Annotated in this window: 25 protein-coding genes; 19 read left to right on the forward strand and 6 right to left on the reverse strand. The window is 68.2% G+C overall.

Annotation, left to right across the window (positions count from 1 at the left end; all coding sequences use genetic code 11):
* Positions 1-93: 93 nt before the first annotated feature.
* Entirely contained in the window at positions 94-1,134 is a 1,041-nt protein-coding gene (locus tag E7T10_RS05550) for an ABC transporter substrate-binding protein (RefSeq protein WP_137721035.1), read from the reverse strand.
* A gap of 726 nt (positions 1,135-1,860) precedes the next feature.
* On the opposite strand from E7T10_RS05550, the gene E7T10_RS05555 reads away from it, so the two are divergent.
* A complete protein-coding gene (locus E7T10_RS05555) occupies positions 1,861-4,731 on the forward strand; it encodes a PAS domain-containing protein (protein ID WP_137721036.1) in 2,871 nt (956 codons plus the stop codon).
* Here the strand turns inward: E7T10_RS05555 and E7T10_RS05560 are convergent.
* Positions 4,728-5,696 carry an alpha/beta hydrolase gene (locus E7T10_RS05560; RefSeq protein ID WP_137721037.1) on the reverse strand — a complete coding sequence of 323 codons (969 nt, stop codon included), beginning with the start codon at positions 5,694-5,696 and terminating at the stop codon, positions 4,728-4,730. The two genes, E7T10_RS05555 and E7T10_RS05560, sit on opposite strands and share 4 nt — an antisense overlap.
* 92 nt (positions 5,697-5,788) lie before the next feature.
* Between E7T10_RS05560 and E7T10_RS15695 the strand changes: the two genes are divergently transcribed.
* Positions 5,789-5,962, forward strand: a complete 174-nt coding sequence (locus tag E7T10_RS15695) for a hypothetical protein (RefSeq protein ID WP_168189893.1) — start codon at positions 5,789-5,791, stop codon at positions 5,960-5,962.
* 42 nt (positions 5,963-6,004) lie between these two features.
* On the opposite strand, the gene E7T10_RS05565 is transcribed toward E7T10_RS15695, so the two are convergent.
* Positions 6,005-7,822 carry an ABC-F family ATP-binding cassette domain-containing protein gene (locus tag E7T10_RS05565; RefSeq protein WP_137721038.1) on the reverse strand — a complete coding sequence of 606 codons (1,818 nt, stop codon included), beginning with the start codon at positions 7,820-7,822 and terminating at the stop codon, positions 6,005-6,007.
* 103 nt (positions 7,823-7,925) lie between these two features.
* Between E7T10_RS05565 and E7T10_RS05570 the strand changes: the two genes are divergently transcribed.
* The 13 genes from E7T10_RS05570 to E7T10_RS05625 all read left to right on the forward strand — a co-directional run bounded on the left by E7T10_RS05570 (position 7,926) and on the right by E7T10_RS05625 (position 16,435).
* Positions 7,926-8,513 (forward strand): hypothetical protein, encoded by a 588-nt coding sequence (locus tag E7T10_RS05570; protein ID WP_137721039.1) that lies wholly within the window; start codon positions 7,926-7,928, stop codon positions 8,511-8,513.
* A gap of 53 nt (positions 8,514-8,566) precedes the next feature.
* Positions 8,567-9,145, forward strand: a complete 579-nt coding sequence (locus E7T10_RS05575; RefSeq protein ID WP_137721040.1) for a TetR/AcrR family transcriptional regulator — start codon at positions 8,567-8,569, stop codon at positions 9,143-9,145.
* The gene (locus E7T10_RS05580) at positions 9,142-9,480 is read left to right on the forward strand and encodes a multidrug efflux SMR transporter (protein ID WP_137721041.1); all 339 of its coding nucleotides are present in this window, start codon (positions 9,142-9,144) and stop codon (positions 9,478-9,480) included. The genes E7T10_RS05575 and E7T10_RS05580 overlap by 4 nt, the downstream gene beginning before the upstream one ends.
* A 40-nt stretch (positions 9,481-9,520) precedes the next feature.
* Positions 9,521-9,979 carry a YcgN family cysteine cluster protein gene (locus tag E7T10_RS05585; protein ID WP_137721042.1) on the forward strand — a complete coding sequence of 153 codons (459 nt, stop codon included), beginning with the start codon at positions 9,521-9,523 and terminating at the stop codon, positions 9,977-9,979.
* 119 nt (positions 9,980-10,098) lie between these two features.
* Positions 10,099-10,539 carry a hypothetical protein gene (locus E7T10_RS05590; RefSeq protein WP_137721043.1) on the forward strand — a complete coding sequence of 147 codons (441 nt, stop codon included), beginning with the start codon at positions 10,099-10,101 and terminating at the stop codon, positions 10,537-10,539.
* Between the two features lie 79 nt (positions 10,540-10,618).
* Positions 10,619-10,747: a hypothetical protein gene (locus tag E7T10_RS16010; RefSeq protein ID WP_256371849.1), complete on the forward strand. Its 129-nt coding sequence runs from the start codon at positions 10,619-10,621 to the stop codon at positions 10,745-10,747.
* A 21-nt stretch (positions 10,748-10,768) separates the two neighbouring features.
* Entirely contained in the window at positions 10,769-11,680 is a 912-nt protein-coding gene (locus tag E7T10_RS05595) for a terminase large subunit domain-containing protein (RefSeq protein WP_246846116.1), read from the forward strand.
* A 163-nt stretch (positions 11,681-11,843) separates the two neighbouring features.
* On the forward strand, positions 11,844-12,131 hold the full coding sequence (locus E7T10_RS05600) for a hypothetical protein (protein ID WP_137721044.1): 288 nt from the start codon (positions 11,844-11,846) through the stop codon (positions 12,129-12,131).
* Positions 12,131-13,258: an SGNH/GDSL hydrolase family protein gene (locus E7T10_RS05605; RefSeq protein WP_137721045.1), complete on the forward strand. Its 1,128-nt coding sequence runs from the start codon at positions 12,131-12,133 to the stop codon at positions 13,256-13,258. The genes E7T10_RS05600 and E7T10_RS05605 overlap by 1 nt, the downstream gene beginning before the upstream one ends.
* 38 nt (positions 13,259-13,296) lie before the next feature.
* On the forward strand, positions 13,297-14,352 hold the full coding sequence (locus E7T10_RS05610) for an acyltransferase (protein ID WP_137721046.1): 1,056 nt from the start codon (positions 13,297-13,299) through the stop codon (positions 14,350-14,352).
* A gap of 141 nt (positions 14,353-14,493) precedes the next feature.
* Complete coding sequence (locus E7T10_RS05615) at positions 14,494-15,666, forward strand: phage portal protein (RefSeq protein ID WP_137721047.1); 1,173 nt, start codon at positions 14,494-14,496, stop codon at positions 15,664-15,666.
* Positions 15,663-15,896 (forward strand): hypothetical protein, encoded by a 234-nt coding sequence (locus tag E7T10_RS05620; protein WP_137721048.1) that lies wholly within the window; start codon positions 15,663-15,665, stop codon positions 15,894-15,896. Before E7T10_RS05615 ends, E7T10_RS05620 begins: the two co-directional genes overlap by 4 nt.
* Positions 15,897-16,009: 113 nt before the next feature.
* Positions 16,010-16,435 carry an HK97 family phage prohead protease gene (locus tag E7T10_RS05625; RefSeq protein WP_246846117.1) on the forward strand — a complete coding sequence of 142 codons (426 nt, stop codon included), beginning with the start codon at positions 16,010-16,012 and terminating at the stop codon, positions 16,433-16,435.
* Here the strand turns inward: E7T10_RS05625 and E7T10_RS05630 are convergent.
* From E7T10_RS05630 to E7T10_RS05640, 3 genes are all read right to left on the reverse strand, one after another.
* On the reverse strand, positions 16,362-16,832 hold the full coding sequence (locus E7T10_RS05630) for a hypothetical protein (protein ID WP_137721050.1): 471 nt from the start codon (positions 16,830-16,832) through the stop codon (positions 16,362-16,364). The two genes, E7T10_RS05625 and E7T10_RS05630, sit on opposite strands and share 74 nt — an antisense overlap.
* Before the next feature lie 96 nt (positions 16,833-16,928).
* Positions 16,929-17,747: a hypothetical protein gene (locus E7T10_RS05635; protein WP_137721051.1), complete on the reverse strand. Its 819-nt coding sequence runs from the start codon at positions 17,745-17,747 to the stop codon at positions 16,929-16,931.
* A gap of 10 nt (positions 17,748-17,757) precedes the next feature.
* On the reverse strand, positions 17,758-18,393 hold the full coding sequence (locus tag E7T10_RS05640; protein WP_137721052.1) for a hypothetical protein: 636 nt from the start codon (positions 18,391-18,393) through the stop codon (positions 17,758-17,760).
* A gap of 45 nt (positions 18,394-18,438) precedes the next feature.
* Between E7T10_RS05640 and E7T10_RS05645 the strand changes: the two genes are divergently transcribed.
* From E7T10_RS05645 to E7T10_RS05660, 4 genes are all read left to right on the forward strand, one after another.
* Positions 18,439-19,665, forward strand: a complete 1,227-nt coding sequence (locus E7T10_RS05645) for a phage major capsid protein (RefSeq protein ID WP_137721053.1) — start codon at positions 18,439-18,441, stop codon at positions 19,663-19,665.
* A gap of 136 nt (positions 19,666-19,801) precedes the next feature.
* Positions 19,802-20,065, forward strand: a complete 264-nt coding sequence (locus tag E7T10_RS05650; RefSeq protein ID WP_137721054.1) for a head-tail connector protein — start codon at positions 19,802-19,804, stop codon at positions 20,063-20,065.
* Positions 20,066-20,103: 38 nt separating this feature from the next.
* Positions 20,104-20,400 carry a phage head-tail adapter protein gene (locus E7T10_RS05655; protein ID WP_210416160.1) on the forward strand — a complete coding sequence of 99 codons (297 nt, stop codon included), beginning with the start codon at positions 20,104-20,106 and terminating at the stop codon, positions 20,398-20,400.
* Positions 20,397-20,822 (forward strand): DUF3168 domain-containing protein, encoded by a 426-nt coding sequence (locus tag E7T10_RS05660; protein ID WP_137721055.1) that lies wholly within the window; start codon positions 20,397-20,399, stop codon positions 20,820-20,822. Before E7T10_RS05655 ends, E7T10_RS05660 begins: the two co-directional genes overlap by 4 nt.
* Positions 20,823-20,880 lie beyond the last annotated feature (58 nt).

Below are 20,880 nucleotides of genomic sequence, written 5' to 3' on the forward strand. Positions count from 1 at the left end.
CGGCTCTCCGGAGAGGAATTCCAGCGCACACACTAGGGCTCGGACCCTTAATCCCGCGCTAATGTGAAGCCAGGATTCGACAACGACCGCGTGTCAGCCGCGACCGGGCAGATAGTTGTCGGTGAAGGCGTCGCGCCAGTTCAGACCGACCTCGTAAACCCCGGCTTTCGAGGTCACGTCGAAGAAGGCCTGCCAGCGTTCCTCGGTCAGGGCGCCCAGGCCGTAAAGCGCCGCATCGCCGCCATCGACGATGGCGTAGTCGCGCAGGCGTTCGCGGGCTTGATCCAGCACAGCCTGGGTCATGTCCGGGTTGTCCTTGCGGATCAGGGCGTCGGCGGCCGAGGCGTCGCCGCGAATATAGTCGCGCCACCCTTCGGCCGAAGCGGCGATGAAGCTGCGTAGCGCCGCTGCATTGTCCCGGGCGAAGGCGTTGGGCGCCAGGACCATGGCGGCGTAGGAGGGATAGCCCTCGTCGGCCAGCAGGAAGACGCGCGGGTCGAAATCGGCGGTCTGTTCGATGGCGTAGGGATCGCTGGTCAGATAGCCCTGCTGCACCGCCCGCGCATTGGCGATGAAGGCGGCGGGGTCGTAGGCGAAGGGTCGCAGCTGCTCGTCGGTAAAGCCGTACTTGGCCTTCAGCCAGACCCAGAAGGTGCTGATCCCCGCCTCGGACAGCAGGAAGGGCCGGCCGGTCAGATCGGCGATAGTCTCCAGCGCCGCGTCGGGATGGGCCATCAGGACCTGCGGATCCTTCTGGAAGAAGGCGGCGACCGCCTTCACCGGCGCGCCGGACGCGACCAGGTTCAGGGGGATGAAGCTGTTGGAGCCCATGCCCAGTTCGACCGCGCCCGAGGCCAGCAGTTGCGGCACGTTCACGCCGGGGCCGCCCTGAACGATCTGGACGTTCAGTCCGCGCTTCTCATAGGCCCCGCTGGCGAGCGCCTGATAGAAGCCGCCCTGTTCGGCCTGGGCGCGCCAGTCGGTGGCGAACCGCAGCCGCACCCGGCCCTGTTCGTCGACCGGCGCCTCGGCCCGCCCGCAGGCCCGAAGACCGATCGCCCCCGCCGCCACAGCGGCCCCGCCCGCGATCAGCGCACGGCGACGGGTCAGCAGGCGATTCCCCAACAAGCTCATGCCCCTGACTTACGGGGCGATAGGGGCCTTGGGAAGGCGGGGCGTCAGTCGGCCGCGTTGTCGGCGCCCCAATTGAGCGAGGGGACGAAGCGTTCGGGCGGACCCGTCAGCTTCGTCCCCTCGCCAAGTCCGGGTTGGACTTGGCCGTTTGGGTCTGGACCTTGGCGTCGGTGCCGTTTCGAGCGAACCCGAAAGGGCGGTCGGCTGTATCCTGTCGCGCTCCTGGTCTTCGGCGTCCCGCGGCATTGCGTCCGCGTCGTCCGTCGATCCCGATCCGGTTCTCCTGTCTGTCGTCGATCCGAAGACCGTCGAGGACTGGAGCCTGGATCCCGCCTGTCGCACGTTACGATCCGAAGATCGCCCGAAGCGCCGGGTCGGAGAGCCGGGCCGGTTCGCTGGAGGTCCAGGTCTCCCTGGATTTCCGCTGCCCCGTGTCCCTTGGCCTGTTGACGTTCGGACGAAACCGGCTATGAGGCAAGCGCCCGAACTCGCCCCGATGTGCACGATTGGCCCGGCGGCGGTGGACAAGCCTGTGAACATCGGTGGACGGATCAAATTCGCGATTGCGGATCAGCGTCTTGCCTTGTCCACAGAAACGCGGCGATAGAGGCTTATGTCCGGCGTCGGACACATTGCGCTGCAACCCTGCGGCGCGCTTTGGGTTCTGTGATCAACGGACAAAAGTCCTTGGGGAATTCGTTGTCCAGCACCGGGTCTGACCACGCCTTGTCTATCGGTATCAATCGCAGCCAGCTGGCCCAGATGTTCGCCCATGCGCCGGGGTTCATGGCGCTGGTCACGGGGCCGGACCATCGGTTCGAGCTGACCAATCCGAACTACCAGAAGGTGATCGGGCACCGGGAGGTGATCGGGCGCACGGTGGGCGAGGTGCTGACCGATGCGGTGGCGCAAGGCTATCTGGACCTGCTGGACCAAGTTTACCGCACCGGCGAGGCGCACCGGGCCGACAGCGCCCTGTATGCCGTTCAGGCCGAGCCAGGCGGCGAGGTGGTGGAGCGCTACGTCGATTTCGTCTTCCAGCCGCTGAAGGAGGACGATCGGGTCTGGGGCATTTTCATCCAGGGCATGGATGTGTCGGATCGCCACCGGGCGGACCAGGCGCTGGCGCTGAGCGAAGCGCGATACGGCGCCCTGTTCGCGGCGATGGCGACAGGCTTCTGCGTCATCGAGATGAAGTTCGACGCGGCCGACCGGCCCGTCGATTACAGGATCGTCGAGGGCAACAAGGCCTTCGAGGAGATGACCGGCCTCGTTGACCCCTACGGCAAATGGGTCAGCGAGATCGCGCCAGGCCTGGAGCAGCACTGGTTCGATCTCTACGGCGGGGTGGCGCGCACGGGCGAGCCGGTGCGGTTCGAAAACCCGGCCGACATCTTCGGCCGCTGGTATGATGTGCAGGCGCTGCGGATCGGCCAGCCGGGCGCCTGGCAGGTCGCCATCCTGTTCAACAACATCACCGAGCGAAAGCAGAGCGAGACGCGCCAGAACGCGCTGCTGGAGTTGAATGACGCGATCCGCGACCTGACCGACGCCGGCGACATCGCCCAGGCCTCGGCCGAGGTTCTGGCCAGGACGATGGGCGTCAGCCGGGCGGGTTACGGGACGGTGGATACGGTCGCGGAGACCATCACCATCGCGCGCGACTACAACCAGCCGGGGGTGAGCAGCATCGCCGGCACCTTGGCCTTCCGCGAGCACGGCTCCTACATCGAGGACATCAAGCGCGGCGAGACAGTGGCGATCGACGATGTCGCGCTGGATCCCCGCACCGCCGCGACCGCCGATGTGTTGAAGCGGATCAGCGCCGGGTCGTTCGTCAACATGCCGCTGATGGAACAGGGGCGGGTTGTGGCGATGGTGTTCGTCAACAACGCCGCGCCGCGCCATTACAGCGACAGCGATTTGCGGCTGATGCGCGAGGTGGCGGAGCGGGTGCGCACGGCGACCGAACGCGCGCGTAGCGAGGCGGCGCTGCGCGACAGCGAGGCCCAGTTCCGGGTCTTCGCCCAGTCCACGCCGATCCAGATCTGGGCCAGTTGGCCGGACGGGTCGCTGTATTGGTTCAACCCCCAGGTCTACGCCTATATGGGGGCCAAGCCGGGCGAACTGGACGGCCCTGACGGCTGGCTGGAGCGGCTGCATCCCGACGACAGGGACGAAGCGGTCAAGGCATGGACCGACGCCATGGCGAGCGGCCAGGTCTATGACGCCGAGTTCCGCATGCGCCGCCACGACGGCGTCTATCGCGCCTTTCGCATTCGCGCCGAGCCGGTTCATGACGAGGACGGGCGGATCACGCGCTGGGTCGGCACCAGCACCGATATCGAGGATTTCCGTCGGCAATCGGCCGAGTTGGCGCGGTTCAACGAAACCCTGGAAGACCAGGTCGCCGAACGCACCAGCGCCCTGATGCAGGCCGAGGAGGCGCTGCGTCAAAGCCAGAAGATGGAGGCGGTCGGACAGTTGACGGGCGGCATCGCCCACGACTTCAACAACCTGCTGGCCGGGATCAGCGGCAGTCTGGAACTGATCACCAACCGGATCGCCCAGGGGCGTCATGCCGAGGTGGAGCGGTTCACCGTGGCGGCGCAGGGTGCGGCGAAACGGGCGGCGGCCCTGACGCACCGGCTGCTGGCCTTCTCGCGACGTCAGACCCTGGATCCCAAACCGACCAATCCCAACCGCCTGATCCGCGGGATGGAGGATCTGGTGCGGCGCACGACAGGGCCGGGCATTGAGGTCGAGGTGGTCGCTGGCGCCGGCCTGTGGCCCGTTCTGATCGATGCGCACCAGCTGGAAAACGCGGTGCTGAACCTGTGCATCAATGCGCGCGACGCCATGCCGAGCGGCGGGCGTCTGACCATCGAGACCGGCAACCGCTGGATCGACGCGCGCACGGCCAAGGCCCAGGATCTAGAGCCGGGCCAGTATGTTTCTATCTGCGTCAGCGACACCGGCACGGGCATGGCGCCCGAGGTGGCGGCGCGGGCGTTCGAACCCTTCTTCACCACCAAGCCGCTGGGCGAGGGGACGGGGCTGGGTCTGTCGATGATCTATGGCTTCGTGCGCCAATCGGGCGGGCAGGTGCGGATCTATTCCGAGGCGGGCGAGGGGGCGATGATCTGCCTTTATCTGCCCCGCCACTTCGGCGAGGTGGACGACGCCGATCTGATCCCCGAGGTCGAACAGGCCCCGCGCGCCCAGGCCGGCGAGACGGTGATGGTCGTGGACGACGAGCCGACGGTGCGGATGCTGGTCGCCGAAATCCTGCATGAGCTGGGCTATCAATGCATCGAGGCGTCGGACGGCGCAGCGGGGCTGAAGCTGCTGCAATCCGGTGCTCGGATCGACCTGCTGGTGACCGATGTGGGCCTGCCGGGCGGGATGAACGGGCGTCAGATGGCCGATGCGGCGCGGATCGATCGGCCCGATCTGAAGGTGCTGTTCATCACCGGCTATGCCGAGAATGCGGTGGTCGGCAACGGGCATCTGGACCCTGGCATGCACGTCATGACCAAGCCCTTCGCCATGGAGGCGCTGGGCAGTCGGATCCGCGAACTGATCGAGGCCCGCTAGAGCCGGGCGTTCAGCCAGGTGCGGATCGCCTTGCGGGCGCCGCGCGCGGCTGGGCCGCCGAAATGCAGGAAGCCGTGCGGGGTCTCGGGCACGCGGATCAGGTCGGCGTCCGACGCCTCGCCCCAGCGCGTGGCCATCAACAAACTGTCCTCGAAAAGGGGATCCTGTTCGCCGGCGAGGAACAGGGCGGGCGGCAGGCCGGTCAGGTCGGCATACAGGGGCGAGACGTCGGGCCGGCGCAAGGCCGCCTCGTCGCGATCCGGCGCCAGGCGCGCCAGATCGGCCTGCATCGTAGGGCCGTTGAACAGCAGGGTTTCCGGTCCGGCAGAGCGCACGCTTTCGGTGCCCGACAAGTCGAAGACGCCGTAGGTGAAGACGCAGCCCTTCACCAAATCAATCAGCCCCTTGTCGCGCAGGGCGACGGCGGTCAGGGCCGCCAGATGACCGCCGGCGGATTCGCCCGCCAGAAACAGGGTCGAGGCGCCCAGTCGATCGACGTTGGTCACGGTCCAATAGGCGGCGGCCAGACAGTCGGCGATGGCGGCGTCGATATAGATTTGGCGCCGCTCGGACAGCAGGCGATAGTCCACCGAGACGACGCAGAAGCCGTGGTGGGCCAGATGGGCGTTCAGCCGGTCGTTCAGCCCGGCGCTGCCCAGCACCCAGCCGCCGCCGTGGATGTCCAGAATGACGGCGCGCGGCGTGCCTGTGGGGTGTAGGATGCGCAAGGGGACGGGGTGGTCGCCGTCCGTGTGGACGATCTCGACCGTGACGCCGCGCTTCTTCAGGCGTGGCGTGGTGACCCGACCGGCGGCGGCGTCCAGCCATACCGACAGCCGCTGGCCGGCATCGATCCGCCAGCCGTCGGTGCGCAACCGCGGCGCGCGGGCGAGGACGGCGTTGATCCGCCGCACCGCCGCCTGCTGGGGCGGGGCGAACTCGACAAGGTGGCTGCGCAGGGTCATGAAGCTTGAGTGTGCGGCGGCGGGTTTGGTTTCAAGTCGGCGCTTTCGGCCGAGCCTCGTCAGCCACGACAAAGCCGGCTATCGTCCGCCCCATGAAACGGCTCACCCCCTTCGGCGTCCTGTTGATCTTCGGCCTGATCGGGCTTCTGACGGGCAAGTTCGGCCTGTGGTTCGCGTTCGGCCTGGTGGCCTGCATCGCGGTCGGCGTGATGCAGAACCGGGGCGCGGCGAAGACGCCGCCCGGGGATCCGGACAGTCAGGGTTAGGACCTGAAGCCGTCCTCGCCAGAGTGACGAGCCGTTCGGTCTTTATCCCGCCAGGGCCGCCTTCTTCTCTTCCAGCTCCAGCCATTCCAGTTCGGCGGATTCCAGCTCGGCGCGGGCCTTTTCGGCGGCCTTCATGGCGGCGTCGAAGGCCTTGGGGTCGCGAGCGTAGAGGCCGGGGTCGGCCAGGGTCGCGTCGTGTTTGGCGATGGTCGCGGGCAACGCATCGATCAAGGCTTCCAGCTCCTTCAGGCGGTGGGCGTCCTTGAAGGAGAGTTTGGCGGTCTTCTTGGGGGCGACGACGGGCGGGGGCGCCGCGGCGGCGCGCTGGGCGGCGGCCTTGTCCTGGGGGCGGGGGGTCGCGCCGGGCTGGAGGAAACCGGGGTTCTGGCGGATGAAGTCGGTCCAGCCGCCGGGGGTCTCGACGATGTCGCCCCGCCCGTTCAGGGCCAGGGTCGAGGTGGACAGGCGGTCGATGAAGTCGCGGTCGTGGGAGACCAGGATCAGGGTGCCGTCATAGCCCTCCAGCAGCTCCTCCAGCTTGTCCAGCGTGTCCATGTCCAGGTCGTTGGTCGGTTCGTCGAGGATCAGCATATTGGCGGGTTTCGCCAGGGCGCGGGCCAGCAGCAGGCGGTTGCGCTCGCCGCCGGACAGCGTCGAGATCGGCTGGCGCAGCTGGGCCTCGGAGAACAGGAAGTCCTTGGCGTAGGCGGCGACGTGTTTGGACACGCCGCGCACCAGAATGCTGTCGCCGCCGCCCGGCGTCAGGGCGTCCCAGAGGGTCATGTCCGACTTCAGCCCCTCGCGCGACTGGTCCAGATAGACCGGCTCCAGGTTCGCGCCCATGCGCACGGTGCCTTCGTCGGGCGCCAGTTCGCCCAGCAGGGTCTTGACCAGGGTGGTCTTGCCCGCGCCGTTGGGGCCGACGATGCCCAGGCGGTCGCCGCGGATGATGCGGGTGGTCAGGTCCTTGAACAGGGTGCGGCCGTTGAAGCCCTTTGAGACATGCTTGATCTCGGCGACCAGCTTGCCCGAGGTCGAGCCGGAATCGACGCCGAGATAAAGCTCGCGCGGCACGTCCTTCATCTTCTCGGCGCGTTCGGCGCGCAGCGCCTGAAGCGAGCGGGCGCGGCCCTCGTTGCGGCTGCGGCGGGCGGTGATGGAGGAGTAGAAGGTGGCGGTCTCGCGCTCGATGGTCTTGGTCAGGCGACGCAGGGATTCGGCCTCTTCCTCCAGCACCTTGGAGGACCATTCGTCGAACTCGACGAAGCCCTTGTTCAGGGTGCGGACCCGGCGGCCCTCAAGCCAGTGGACGGTGTTGGTGACGCGGTTCAGAAAGGCGCGATCGTGGCTGACGACCAGCAGGGCGAACCGGGCCTGGATCAGCTCGTTCTCCAGCAGTTCGATGGCCAGGATGTCGAGGTGGTTGGTCGGCTCGTCCAGCAGCAGCAGATCGGGTTCTTCGGCGAAGGCCTTGGCCAGCGCCGCACGGCGGGTTTCGCCCCCCGACAGGCCTTGGGTCGACTTCGCAGGGTTCAGGCCGAAGGTCTCCAGCCAGCTTTCGGCCGTCCAGGTCTCCGCCTCGCCCGACGACGCATAGTCCAGCAAAGTTTCCCCAGTGATGACCGGCTCTTGCGGCACATAGGCGAAGCGCATGGCGGACTGGATCGAGCGGTCGCCGCTGTCCGGCTCGATCAGGCCCATGACGACCTTCATCAGGGTGGACTTGCCCGCGCCGTTGCGCCCCACCAGGGCGGCGCGGCTGCGCGGTTCGACCGCAAGGTCGACGCCGTCGAAGAGGGGGCGCTGGCCGTCCTGAAGACGGACGTCCTTGAGTGCGACGAGAGGGGGTCTGGCTGCCATGGGCGGCCATATAGAGGAGGGGAAGGCTAACCGCCATCGACGTTGACGGTTAGCGGCCGACACGGTGTAGTTCGTGCGCGGTTTGCACGCGGGGGATGCAGGGATGGATATGACGTCGAACGGGCGCGGGGGCGCGCCAGAACGCAGGCCGGGGCGGATCTTCTACCTGCTGGCCGCGCTGCCGGCGATCTGCGGGATCGTGGCGATGGTCGTGCTGCTGGCGACGAAACTGCCGGCGCTGGACGACGGGCTGGAGCAGATCGTCGTGCCGGGCGGCCGCGATCTGGCCTTGAAGCCGGGCGACCACACGGTGTTTCTGGAATACCGCAGCGTCGTCGATGGGCGGGTCTATGTCGTCGAGGACGTGAACGGGCTGGCGGTAAAGGTCCAGGCGGCGGATGGAAAGGCGGTGCCGACGCGGACGCCAGGAGCCAGCTCGACCTATACGTTCGGCGGGCGCCAAGGGCAGTCGATCCAGGCGTTCCGCATCGACAGGGCCGGGACCTATCGCGTGTCGGGGGATTACGACGGCCGTGATGGACCGCAGGCCGTGATCGCCGTGGGGCAGGGCTTCATGACCGGGATGTTCGTGACCATCCTGTCGGCGTTGGGGGCGTTCTTCGGGGGCATATTCCTGTCGGTCATCGGCGTCGCCTGGGTAGCCTGGAGTCGACGGCGGACGCCGCGCTGACCTTGGCCATGGCGATGGATTGACAGTTACCGTCCGGTTGGTATGTAGCGCGGATGGATAGCACCACCCGCCGTCGCGCGCCTGACGACACCCGCGCCGAGATTATCGAAAAGGCGCTGGAGGTCGCCGCCGAGCTGGGTGCGTCAGGCTTTACGCTGGATGCGGTGGCGGCGCGGACGAGCGTCAGCAAGGGCGCCTTGCTGCATCATTTCCCCAGCAAGATCGCGCTGTTGGAAGGCATGGTCGATCATCTGGGGCGGATGCATACGGACACGATCCTGGCTGAGGCGGCGCGCGATCCCGAACCCTATGGCCGGAATGCGCGGGCCTATCTGAGGGCGACGGTCAATGAGCCGGTGACGCCGCAGGACGTCAGCATCGGTCGGGTCATCATGGCCGCCTGCGCCATCGATCCGGCGTTGGCGCAGCGCTGGAACGGCTGGATCGACAAGGTGAAGGTGGACGATCCCAGCGATCCGGTCGGGGCGGACGATGCCCTGATGCTGAGGCTGATCGCAGACGGGCTGTGGATGTCGGACCTGTTCGGCACCCATGCGGTGTCGCCGGAACAGAGACAGGCGCTGCTGTCGCTGCTGACGCCCGGCCATCCGATCACGGCGAACGACGCGTGAGTCTCGTGACGTGGGCCGCGCTGCTGGGCGCCATCGCGCTGGAGGTGGCGGGCACGACGATGCTGCAGGCCTCGCAGCAGTTTACGCGGGCCTGGCCCACGGCGGGTATGGCGGTCTGCTACGGCCTGGCCTTTTACCTGCTGTCGATCGCCTTGCGGCAGATGCCGGTGGGGATCGCCTATGCGATCTGGAGCGGGCTAGGGGTGGTGCTGATCTCGGTGATCGGGACGGTGGTGTTCCGCCAGCGGCTGGACCTGCCGGCCATGGTCGGGCTGGCGATGATCGTCGGCGGGGTCGTGGTGATCAACCTGTTCTCCAAGACGGTGGGGCATTGAGGCTGTGACAAGCGGCGGCGCGGCGCGTATGAGGCGCGCCATGCAGCCCTACTGGGAAACCAAGACCCTGACCGAGATGTCGCCTTCCGAGTGGGAGGGGCTGTGCGACGGGTGTGGGCTGTGCTGCGTGATCCGGTTCGAGGACGAGGATACGGGCGAGGTCATTCCGACGCGGGTGCATTGCAAGCTGTTCGACCCCAAGGCCTGCGCCTGTTCGGACTATGCGAACCGCAAGGCCCAGGTGCCGGACTGCATCAAGCTGACGCCCGGCAATATCGAGGCGTTGGAGTGGATGCCCAAGTCGTGCGCCTATCGCCGGCTGCACGAGGGGCGGCCGCTGGCGAAATGGCATCATCTGATCTCGGGCAGTCGCGAGACGGTGCATACGGCGGGCGTGTCGGTGCGGGGGCAGACGATCTCGGAGCTGTCCCTGGCCGAGCCGGAGGATGCGCTGGATTTCGAGGCGCCGGAATGGGCGGTCGAGCGGGGCCGGGAGTGATAGGGTAGCACCCCCTAGCCAGCGCAATGACGCTGGTTGAAAGGCTGCGAAAACAATCCGTTGGCGAATTATGTGGGCGTTCTTCCGGCCTGAGGACGCTGGTCCGCTATGGTTTGGGCATGACGGGAAATCAGGACGACGAAGAGGGCGGCTGCGGCGGCGCGCGCGAGACGGCTGCGTCCTGCGCCGGGTGGATGGAGCCCCTGTTCCTGATGATGAAGGCCAAGATCGAAGAGACGGCGAAAAGCGTCTGCGAGACCGACGTCAAGGACGCCGCCGTCGCCGAGAAGGTCGCGCGCCAGATCGGGGTGATCGCGCGGTCGGCCAAGGCGGTCGAGGCGATGCGGCTGCTGTGCCTGAGCGACAACGAAGAGGACGAGATGGGTGGACGAACCTACGACCCCGCCGAGGACGAGCGAATCCGACAGGAACTGGTCGTCGAACACGCGCGGCTTGATCGAATTCTGGAAGAGAAGAACGCCGAAGCTGCTGAAAGAGCGCGGGCTAAGGCTGCATCGCAATCACTGTCGGCTGGCGAAGCATCAGTTTCCGCCGACTGACGACGACCTGAAGACCTGGCTGCTGCTGGGCGGTCGGGGATCGGGCAAGACCTTCGCCGGGTCGGTCTGGATCGACATCATGGCGCGAGAGCTGCCCGGCATCACCCTGGCCCTGGTCGGCCCCGCCCTGCACGATGTGCGCGAGGTGATGGTGGAGGGGGCGTCGGGGATCAAGGCGCTGGCGGAGCCGGGCGACCGGCCGCGTTGAGAGGCGGGACGGCGTCGGCTGGTGTGGGGCAATCAATCGGCGGCCTATGCGTTTTCGGCCGAGGATCCCGACAGTCTGAGGGGGCCGCAGTTTCACGCCGCCTGGGCGGACGAATTCTGCGCCTGGCGACGGCCGGAAATGGTGCTGTCGAACCTGAGGTTTGGACTGCGGCTGGGGGCCTCGCCCCTGCTGGCGGTGACGACGACGCCCCGGCCGATCCCGGCGCTGAGACGACTGATGGCCGAGGCGGGGACGGTGACGGAACGGGCGGCGACGGCCCTGAACGCGCAGAACCTGTCGCCCGGCTTTCTGGCGCATCTGAACGACGTCTATGGCGGGACGCGGCTGGCGGCGCAGGAGCTGGAAGGCGTGGTGGTCGAGGGCGAGGGCGCCCTGTTCCGCATCGCGGATCTGAAGCGGGCCAGGGGCGCGCGGCCGGCCGAACTGGACCGGATCGTCGTGGCGGTCGATCCGCCGGCGACCGCGACCGGAGACGCCTGCGGCATCGTGGTCGTGGGGCGAAAAGGTCGCCACGCCTTCGTGCTGGCTGACCGGACGGTGCAGGGGCGCTCGCCCCAGAGCTGGGGCGGGGCGGTCAGCGCGGCCGCGCAAGAATTCGGCGCGCACGAGGTGGTCGCCGAGAGCAATCAGGGCGGCGACATGGTGCGCTCGGTCCTGGCCATCACCGCGTGTCCGTGCCGGATCGAGATGGTCCACGCGTCGCGGTCGAAGGCTGCACGGGCCGAGCCGGTGGCCCTGCTCTATGAACAGGGGCGGGTGGTCCACTGCGACGCCTTCGCGGCGCTGGAAGAAGAGATGCTGGCGCTGGGCAGCGAGGGCGGACCCAGCCCGGATCGGGCCGACGCCCTCGTGTGGGCGATCACGCGGCTGATGCTGGGGCCGCAGTCGGCGCCGAGGATAAGCCGGCTTTAGTGGACCAAGACCCGTCATTCCGGGGCGTCCGATGGACGAACCCGGAACCCAGGGGGCTTTTGAAAACGCTGGGGTCAGCGCCGAGGGGCGGCCCTGGCTTCCGGGTTCCGCGCGGGGCGCGGCCCCGGAATGACGACCGCATCTATTGCATAGGAGAGACGATATGCCGGCCATTCCCGAGCGGGACGGACTGTTGAATCATGGGCGCGACGCGGGCGGGCCGGCGAGGCGTGCGGCGGCTGTCACGCCCAGCGATACGGCCGACCTGACGACCTACGCCAAGGCGCTGTATGTCGGCGGGGCGGGCAATGTCCGTGTGCTGACGGTCGGGGCCGAGGATGGGGACGCCGTGACCTTCGCCAACCATCCGGTGGGGTGGTTGCCGGTGCAGGTGCGCCGGGTGCTGGCGACCGGGACGACGGCGATGCAGATCGTGGCGGCCTTCGACTGATGTCGGGCGTCGAGATCGGAGCGGCGACGGCGGCGCCGGGCGGGGTGCTGGGGCGGGCGCGGTTCTCCGTGCCCGATCTGCCCGTCTGGTCGGCGGCGGTCAGGACCATGCAGGCGGGCGGGCGCGAGGCGCGGCTGCTGTGCATCGGCGACAGCGTGACCCAAGGCTATGGCGCGGTCTCCGGCGGTTGGACGCCGAACGGTCGGGCGGGCGCCTGGCCCGAGCGGCTGGCGGCGATGATGAGCGGGCGGGGCCTGCCGGCGTCGGCGGCGTCGGTGGCGGGCGCCGGAGCGGCGGACGGGGCGAGCGGGGGTTATCCCGCCTATGATCCGCGCGTGACGATGGGCGCTGGATGGAGCGTCAACGCCCTGACCGGGATGGGCGGCAAGCTGTTTTCGGGCGCGGCGTCGTCGACGGGCGTCTGGAGTTTTCAGCCGAACGGGCCGGTCGATCGGTTCGATCTGTGGGCCGTGACCAACACGGCGCTGGGGGTGCTGACGGTCGAGACGGACGGGTTGGTGCGGGCGACCGTGAACACCACCAAGGCGGCGTCGATGGAGGTCACGACGGTGGCCTTTCCCGAGACGACCGGGCCGGTGAGCGTGCGCTGGGCCTCGGGCGGGGCGGTGTTCATCACGGGCGGGATCGCGTGGCGGTCGGACGTCAAGCGGGCGCGGGTGATCAATGCGGGGTGGGGCGGGGCCCGGATCGCGGACTGGATCACGACGGATCAGCCGTACCGGGCGTATGGCTCGATCCCGGCGGCGGCGCCTGATCTGTCGGTCGTGTGTCTGACGATCAACGACTGGAACGCGGGGACGGCGGTGGCGACCTACAAGGCCGGGCTGGGGACGCTGGTGGATCGGTGCCTGACGACGGGGGACGTGTTGCTGATGACCGGATGTCCGTCCGATCCGACCCAGGGCAAGGCGAGCTATGCAACGCAAGCCGCGATCCGCGATGCGGTTTTGGAGGTCGCGGCGACGCGAGGGTTGGCGGCGCCCATCGACGGGACGGCCCTGTTCGGCGGGAGTTTCGCCGGCGGGCTGATGTTCGATTCCGTCCATCCCAATGCGGCGGGCCAGGCGAGGATCGCCGAGGCTGTGCGAGCGCGGGTGATGATCTGAGGTTGTCGTGCGCGCTGGCGCGGTGATAACCGTGGCGGATGGGGGAGCGGTTCTACGGGGTGCAGGCGCTGCGGTTCGCGGCGGCGACGGCGGTGGTCGTCACGCACGCCGTGGATCTGGCCGGGACGCGGCTGGGGCTGGAGACCGCGCTGGCCGGTGGGACGCTGGAGAACTTCGGCGCCGTGGGCGTGGACGTGTTTTTCGTCATCAGCGGCTTCATCATCGCCACGACGACGCAGGGTCAGACGGGCGTGGGCGCGGCCGGGGCCTTTCTGTGGCGGCGGTTTCGGCGGGTGGCGCCGATCTACTGGCTGCTGTCGCTGCCGATCCTGATCGGGATGGCGCGGGGCGGGACGCTGAGCCCGGAGGTGGCGGCAGCGACGTTCCTGTTCTGGCCGTTCAGCGGGCTGGAGATGACGTTTCCGGCGCTGGGGCCGGGGTGGACCCTGTGTTTCGAAATGCTGTTCTACGCCGGGTTTGGGCTGGCGATAGCGGGCGGCCGGCGGGTCGGCTGGAGGCTGGTCGGGGCCTATGCGGCGATGCTGGCGGCCGGATTGGTCGTGGCGGCGCCGGTTCTGAGGTTCTGGGGCGCGCCGATCATTGTGGAGTTTCTGCTGGGCGTCGGGATCGCCTGGGTTTGGCGGTTCGCGCCGCCTCGGTTGGGGCTGTGGGCGGTCGGTCTGGCGATGCTCGGGTTCGGGCTGGGCCTGGTGGTCGGCTATGGCGGCATCGACGATGTGCGGGCGCTGAACGATCCGTGGAACGGGTTGAGGCGGGCAGTGATCTGGGGTCTGCCCAGCGCCCTGCTGGTGTTCGGCGTGGTGCGGATGGAGCGGACGGACCGGGCGCCGGGGCGGCTGTCGCAGGCGGCGGCCTTCATGGGGGATGCGTCCTATTCGATCTATCTGGTCCATGGGCTGGTGATCCGGGCTTTGGGGCGGATGTTCGAGAGCGGGATGGTCGCCCTGCCGGGGGATGCGGTGGTGGGGCTGACTGTGATCGCCAGTCTGGCGGCGGGGGCGGTCGTGCATGTGTGGATCGAGCGGCCGATGCTGAAACTTATGCGCCCCCTCTCCCGGCGGGAGAGGGCTTGAGCGTCCGAGAGCCTAGCGATCGGTCAACGCGAAAGGGTGAGGGGCAGGGGGTGCGAACTGGCCCGCCGGTCGACCCTCATCCGGCTCTTCGAGCCACCTTCTCCCACTGGGAGAAGGGACAAGACATCTGAGGAGATTGCGATGGTTTCGATCCGGTGGCCGTTCGGCCAGGCGAGGCGCACGGGCGCGCCTGAGGGCAAGGAGAGCCGGGCGGGCGGGGTGATCGCCTTGTCAGGGGTGGGGCGCCCGCGGTGGACGCCCAACGACTACGCCAGCCTGGCGCGCGAGGGCTATCAGAGGAATGCCGTGGCCTATCGCTGCATCCGCATGATCGCCGAGGCGGCGGCGTCGGCGCCGTTCGCGGTGTTCGTGGACGGGGTGCGCGACGATGCGCATCCGCTGGCGAAACTGATCCGCCGACCCAATCCCGAACAGTCGGGGGCGGAGCTGATGGAGGCGGTCTATGGCGCGCTGCAGGTGTCGGGCAACGCCTATGTCGAGGCGACCGGCGATGCGGACGGGGACGGGGCGCCGGACGAGCTGTGGGCGCTGCGGTCGGATCGGGTGAAGGTGGTTCCGGGGCGATCAGGCTGGCCCGAGGCGTGGGATTATTCCGTGGACGGACGGTCGGTGCGAATCGGGCGGGCGGCGGACGGCTGGGCGCCGGTGATGCACCTGAAGCTGTGGCACCCGCTGGACGACTGGTACGGGCTGTCGCCGCTGGAGGCGGCGGCGCAAGGGGTGGACGCGCACAATGCGGCCGGCGCCTGGAACAAGGCCCTGCTGGACAATGCCGCGCGGCCGTCCGGGGCGCTGGTCTATGGGGCGAGGAACGGCGAGCGGCTGACGGACGGACAGTTCGAGGCGCTGAAGGATCAGTTGTCGAACGTCTACGCCGGGGCGACCAACGCCGGGCGGCCGATCCTGCTGGAGGGCGGGATGGACCGGAAGCCGCTGAGCCTGACGCCGGCGGAAATGGATTTCACGGCCGGCAAACATGCGGCGGCGCGCGAGATCGCCCTGGCGTTCGGGGTGCCGCCGCAGCTGCTGGGGATACCGGGCGACGCGACCTACGCCAACTATCGCGAGGCCAATGCGGCCTTCTGGCGACAGACGGTGATCCCGCTGGTGCGCAAGGCGGCGGGGGCGATGACGGGCTGGCTGGGCGAACGGTTCGCGGGGTGTGAGATCCGGGCGGACCTGGATGCGGTCTCGGCCTTGCAGCCCGAGCGGGACGCCCTGTGGGCGCGGCTGGAGGCGGCGAACTTCCTGACGGACGAGGAACGTCGGCGGATGGCGGGGTTGGGGGCATGACCGAACATCACATCCGGCGCGTGCCGACGGCGCTGCTGATCGCCGTCGTGGTGCAGACGGTGGGCGGCCTGGTCTGGGCCGGGGGCGCCGCGGCGCGGATCGCGACGCTGGAGCAGCGGGTCGGGGAGCAGAGGCTGGTCGCCGAACGGCTGGCGCGGCTGGAGGTCCAAGGCGAGGCGACGGCGGCGGCCGTGGAGCGGATCGAGCGGCGGTTGGAGGGGGCGAGATGAGTGGCGAGTGGCGAGTGACGAGTGGCAAGAAAGCGGAGCGAGGTGAGAAGCGCTCGCCACTCGCTACTCGCCACTCGCCACTTCTTATAGAAGGCTACGCCTCGCTGTGGGGCGTGGCGGATCTGAACGGGGACGTGTTGCAGGCGGGGGCGTTTGCGGACAGTCTGGCCAGGACGGGGGTTGAGGGGGTGCGGATGCTGAACCAGCACGATGCGCGGGCGCCGGTCGGGGTCTGGGAGCAAATCGTCGAGGATGCGCGCGGCCTCTTCGTGCGCGGCCGGATCGAGGACTGGTCGGCCGAGGCGCGGTTCGCCGGGGCGCTGAGCCGGGCCGGGGCGCTGGACGGGCTGTCGATCGGCTACCGCACGGCGCGGGCCCGGCGTCAGGGACGCTTAAGGGTGCTGAGCGCGGTCGAGCTGTGGGAGGTGTCGCTGGTGACGTTCCCGATGCTGCCGGGGGCGCGGTTCAGTTGTTGCGATCGTAATGCTCACGACCCATGCGGCGGAGGTCTTCGAGTGTCTGGCCATCAGGCGGTTTGATGTAAGCTGTTGCGGGCGGTTGATCGTCGGCACATCTGTTTTTCAGGTTTTCCGCGCCGCCAAGAAGATTGAAGCCGCCCAAGTCGTTGCGCCGCAGCTTCCAGCGACGCGAGCCAAGATCGTCGCGGTAGCCTGTGTGTAGTACAGCCAGAACGGTCAGGCTTCCGCGGCGGACATCGCCAAAGTGAGTTCGGCTGACGTCTAGATCAACTATCCATGGCCAACTGATTACGATGCAATCGTCAAGACAATCGGGGAACACGGTCGGTGTTTGCGACGAGATGTGAGCCGAGACTTCGGCGTCATAGCATTCTGCGTCTTGGGCTAACACTCTGTCGATATCGCAGACTAAACCTGCCGTGACCACCATCAGTGCGGCGAGCAATAGACGGGTCATTCGATCATTCATCTTGTTTAGCCGGTGCTCATTAGGTGAGCCCTTATGTCGGCGCAGTAGAGTGTCGCAACGTTTGCCGTTGCTGCCAAGCGCGGTTCAGTTTGGCTTGAGGGCTTGGAAGACGCCGTTGCGGTCGAGGGTTTCGGCGAGGGCGGCCATCTGGGCGCGGCCCTTCTTGCCGTGGAGATAGCGCAAGGCCCAGCCGGCGAGCACCAGGCCGAAGATCCAGCCGACGTGCAGCACCAGGTGGGCGAACAGGATGAAGACGGCCGCCAGCGCATAGGCGCCGAGATAGACCAGCGCCAGCTGGCCGCCGCGCGAGGCCGTGGGGTTGGACAGGCCGGCGATGATCTCGGCCAGACCCGGTGAGGCGGCGGCGGACGGCAGGGCGTGATCGGCGGGCTTTGAGGCCGGTTGGGGCGCGGGTTTGGGTTGGGCTTTTGGCGCGGCTTGGGCGGCGGGCGCAGAGGCCGGCCGGGCGCTGGGCTTGGGCCTGGGCGGGATCGGATCTGGCGCGCGCCGGGCGGGACGGAACAGGATCGAGCGGCCGGCTTCGTCGACGGTGAAGACCTCTTCGAAGGCGGTGGTCGAGAAGTCGATGGCGCGGGTGTCCTGGCCATAGCTCTGGCCATGCAGGGCCGTCAGCCGGCCCTGGCGCAGCTCGATCTGGAAGCCGACGGGGTCGGGCAGGCCGGCGACCATGGCATGGACGGTGCCGAACAGGCCGGTGGCGTCCGGGTTGGCGGCCAGACGGTTCGCATCGACGACGATCTGGGAATAGAGGCCGGCGCCGGTGTTGCGACGCAGGCCCGGCGAACTGGCGGCGACCTGGGCCCGCAGGTCCGGCACGCTGTCGCCCATCTGCCAGATCATCGCGTCCATGACGGCGCTTTCGAGGGGCGTCAGATGGGACATGGGGCGGGCGTCACAGAGCAGGGAAGGGGCGACGACCTGAAGCTTTCGCCTCAGCGACGTAGTGATCGTTCATCTTGCGCAGCTGTGCTCGAAGGAAAAGCAGCAAGGCCAGTACAAACAAGGTCGTGAAGACAGGCCAATACGGGATGGTCGGTATCCCCAAGTGGCTCAGGAAACCCAGCGGGTCGCGCAAGCCCGCCACCGCGCAGAACATGATCCACACGGAAATGGACACGACGTCGATGATGTTGTCGGTCCTTTTGGACGGCGGAGCGCCCCATCGCGCAATCAACGCCTGGATGGAGCGTGGCACGGTTTCGATAGGCGGTTTCTTGGTGACGAGCAGGAATTCGCCGAGAGGAACAGGATCGAGTTCGTGGGATGTCTGAAGACGCTGTAGCGGAGATAGGCGACGCGCAAGCGCGCGCCGTTTGCGACGTGCGACGAAGGCGAGGCCATATTGAAGGCCCAAGGCGCCAAAGATCGCCAGCACGGGCAATGCATAGACGATTTCGGGAACCGACCCTTCGTAGTGGTTCAAGATGGCGACGGCCGTTAGCGGTACGAACGGCGCCCCTATCCAGATGAGCTTGAGCAGCCAGGAGCGCTGCAGGCCTGCCACCAGTTTCGAGGTCGTGTCGGTCACGCCTCGACCCTAACCGCAACACGCGGTTCTTCAACCGGAGATATCATGAAAGAGACCAAACAGGCTTCGGGCCAGCCCGAGGCGCGCGATGTCGTGCGCGAGATGATGGCGGCGTTCGAGGCGTTCAAAGGGGCGAACGACGCCCGGCTGGGCGAGATCGAGCAGAAGGCGGCGGCCGATGTGCTGCTGGAGGAGAAGGTGGCGCGCATCGACCAGGCGGTCGCCTCGGCCCAGGCGCGGCTGGACCGGGTGATGAGCCAGAGCCGTCGTCCGGCGATCGGCGGCGAACCGGCCGAGCCGGCGTCTGCGCCCGAGGCGAAGGCGGCGTGGGACGGGTATTTGAAGACAGGCCAGTCTGGCGCGCTGGAGGTCAAGGCGGGCCTGTCGGGCGGCGCGACCTCGGGCGGCTATGTCGTGCCTTATGAGACCGAGCGGGCCATCGAGCGTCGGCTGATGGCGGCCAGTCCGATGCGCGAGATCGCGACGGTCAGGACCGTGGCGGCCGGCGTGTTCCGTAAGCCGGTGTCGACGGCGGGCGTGGCCTGCGGCTGGGTGGCGGAGACGGCCGCGCGGCCCGAGACGGACCCGGCGACCCTGGCCCTGCTGGAGTTTCCGTCGGCCGATCTCTACGCCAATCCGGCGGCGACGCAGGCCCTGCTGGACGACGCCATGGTCGATCTGGACGAATGGCTGGCGGCCGAGGTCGAGGACGCCTTTGCGGCGCAGGAGACCCAGGCCTTCATCAATGGCGACGGAGTGAACAAGCCCAAGGGGCTGCTGTCCTATCCGACCGTGGCGGACGCGGGCCAGGCCTGGGGTCAGATCGGCTATGTCCCCTCTGGCGCGGCGGGCGGCTTTGCGGCGACCAGTCCGGCGGATCGCCTGATCGACCTGATCTATGCGCCCAAGGCCCAGTACCGACCGAACGGCCGGTTCGTGATGAACCGCAAGACGGTCTCGGCCGTGCGCAAGTTCAAGGACGCGGACGGCAACTATATCTGGCAGCCGGCGACGCGGCTGGGCGAGACGGCCAGCCTGCTCGGCTATCCGGTCACCGAGATCGAGACCATGCCGGACGTGGCGGCCAACAGTCTGTCGATCGCGTTCGGGGACTTCCAGCGGGGGTATCTGATCGTGGATCGGGCGGGCGTGCGCGTGCTGCGCGATCCCTATTCGGCCAAGCCCTATGTGCTGTTCTACACGACTAAGCGCGTGGGGGGCGGGGTGCAGAACTTCGACGCGATCAAGGTGATGAAGTTCGCCGCGACGTAGTCGCGGAGTGACGAGTGGTCAGTGGCGAGTGGTCGCTCGCCGCTGACGTTTGAAACGGCGTTGGGGCTGGGTAGGCGTGGCGGTCTCGCCACTCGCCACTCGTCACTCGCCACTTCCGAGCGGAGCGAGGTTTGATATGGCGCAGCCGGTGACGGTGGCGGAGGCGAAGCTGTTTCTGAGGGTCGAGCACGAGGTCGAGGACGGCTTGATCCAGACCCTGATCGCGGCGGCGCAGGCGAGGGTGGAGGCGGATGTGGGATTGAGCCTGACGTCCACTTCGCCCGCGCCGCTGAGGCTGGCGATCCTGATGCTGGTGCTGCGGGCCTATGAGCGGGGCGAGGCGGTGGAGATCGAGCGGGTGGAAGGCTGGATCGCGCCATACCGCGTGGTGCGACTTTGACTGGGCGCTATCGGCCTTCGGCCTACTTGAGCGCCGACATGAGGATCCTGGCGGGGTTGTTTCAGCCGGTGAAGGCCGAGACGCCGTATGGCGGGCGCAGCGTGTCGTTCGAGGCTGTGGGGTCCGCCTGGCTGAAGTGCGGGGCGCGTCGGCGCACCGAACGCGGCGAGGGCGATCAGCGGCGGACGGTCGAGACGATGGGCGCCGAGGCGCGGGCGGACGCCCGGCTGTCGGTCGGTCGCGTGCTGCGGTTCGGCGGGGCGGACTGGCGGATTGTCTCGGTCGAGGACGTGCGGCCGGGGCGGTCGAAGCTGGATCTGGAGCGGGTGCGATGAGGGATCATGAAAGCGCGCTGCAGAAGGCGGTGCTGGCGGCGCTGAAGGGGGACGCGGCGGTGCAGGCCCTGCTGGGCGGGCGAATGTTCGACTTCGCCGCTTTCGGGGCGCCGGAGGACGCCGCGTTTCCGCATCTGGTGATCGGGCGGTGCGAGAGCCGGCCGGTGGCGGCCGACGGGGGCGGGGTCGAGCAGAGGCTGACCCTGACGGGCGTGTCGCGGTTCGCCGGTTCGGAAGAGGCCAAGGCGGTGGCGGCGGCGGTTCGGGCCTGTCTGCACGAGGCCATGCTGGAGGCCGACGGGGTGCGGACGTCGACGCTGAGGGCGACGTTCGCGGACGTGTTCCGCGCGGGCGACGGGCGGCGGACCTATGCGGTCATGCGGCTAAGGGCGGTGACGGAAGAGGTGAGTGGTGACGCGTGAGTCGTGAGTGGCGACGACGCTTGCCGGCGCGCAATCACCCGTCACGAGTCACAATTCA

It is taken from the genome of Brevundimonas sp. SGAir0440 (genome assembly GCF_005484585.1).
In the GTDB taxonomy this organism is placed as follows: Bacteria; Pseudomonadota; Alphaproteobacteria; order Caulobacterales; family Caulobacteraceae; genus Brevundimonas.

Excerpts from the sequence above, each read along its gene's own strand:
- E7T10_RS05660 (WP_137721055.1), top strand. The coding sequence starts at position 20,397 with ATGAGGGATCATGAAAGCGCGCTGCAGAAGGCGGTGCTGGCGGCGCTG.
- E7T10_RS05590 (WP_137721043.1), top strand. The coding sequence starts at position 10,099 with ATGACGGGAAATCAGGACGACGAAGAGGGCGGCTGCGGCGGCGCGCGC.
- E7T10_RS05565 (WP_137721038.1), bottom strand. The coding sequence starts at position 7,822 with ATGGCAGCCAGACCCCCTCTCGTCGCACTCAAGGACGTCCGTCTTCAG.
- E7T10_RS05560 (WP_137721037.1), bottom strand. The coding sequence starts at position 5,696 with ATGACCCTGCGCAGCCACCTTGTCGAGTTCGCCCCGCCCCAGCAGGCG.
- E7T10_RS05585 (WP_137721042.1), top strand. The coding sequence starts at position 9,521 with ATGCAGCCCTACTGGGAAACCAAGACCCTGACCGAGATGTCGCCTTCC.
- E7T10_RS05570 (WP_137721039.1), top strand. The coding sequence starts at position 7,926 with ATGGATATGACGTCGAACGGGCGCGGGGGCGCGCCAGAACGCAGGCCG.
- E7T10_RS15695 (WP_168189893.1), top strand. The coding sequence starts at position 5,789 with ATGAAACGGCTCACCCCCTTCGGCGTCCTGTTGATCTTCGGCCTGATC.
- E7T10_RS05575 (WP_137721040.1), top strand. The coding sequence starts at position 8,567 with ATGGATAGCACCACCCGCCGTCGCGCGCCTGACGACACCCGCGCCGAG.
- E7T10_RS05635 (WP_137721051.1), bottom strand. The coding sequence starts at position 17,747 with ATGTCCCATCTGACGCCCCTCGAAAGCGCCGTCATGGACGCGATGATC.
- E7T10_RS05610 (WP_137721046.1), top strand. The coding sequence starts at position 13,297 with ATGGGGGAGCGGTTCTACGGGGTGCAGGCGCTGCGGTTCGCGGCGGCG.
- E7T10_RS16010 (WP_256371849.1), top strand. The coding sequence starts at position 10,619 with ATGGCGCGAGAGCTGCCCGGCATCACCCTGGCCCTGGTCGGCCCCGCC.
- E7T10_RS05645 (WP_137721053.1), top strand. The coding sequence starts at position 18,439 with ATGAAAGAGACCAAACAGGCTTCGGGCCAGCCCGAGGCGCGCGATGTC.
- E7T10_RS05550 (WP_137721035.1), bottom strand. The coding sequence starts at position 1,134 with ATGAGCTTGTTGGGGAATCGCCTGCTGACCCGTCGCCGTGCGCTGATC.
- E7T10_RS05655 (WP_210416160.1), top strand. The coding sequence starts at position 20,104 with ATGAGGATCCTGGCGGGGTTGTTTCAGCCGGTGAAGGCCGAGACGCCG.
- E7T10_RS05605 (WP_137721045.1), top strand. The coding sequence starts at position 12,131 with ATGTCGGGCGTCGAGATCGGAGCGGCGACGGCGGCGCCGGGCGGGGTG.
- E7T10_RS05620 (WP_137721048.1), top strand. The coding sequence starts at position 15,663 with ATGACCGAACATCACATCCGGCGCGTGCCGACGGCGCTGCTGATCGCC.
- E7T10_RS05600 (WP_137721044.1), top strand. The coding sequence starts at position 11,844 with ATGCCGGCCATTCCCGAGCGGGACGGACTGTTGAATCATGGGCGCGAC.
- E7T10_RS05615 (WP_137721047.1), top strand. The coding sequence starts at position 14,494 with ATGGTTTCGATCCGGTGGCCGTTCGGCCAGGCGAGGCGCACGGGCGCG.
- E7T10_RS05630 (WP_137721050.1), bottom strand. The coding sequence starts at position 16,832 with ATGACCCGTCTATTGCTCGCCGCACTGATGGTGGTCACGGCAGGTTTA.
- E7T10_RS05650 (WP_137721054.1), top strand. The coding sequence starts at position 19,802 with ATGGCGCAGCCGGTGACGGTGGCGGAGGCGAAGCTGTTTCTGAGGGTC.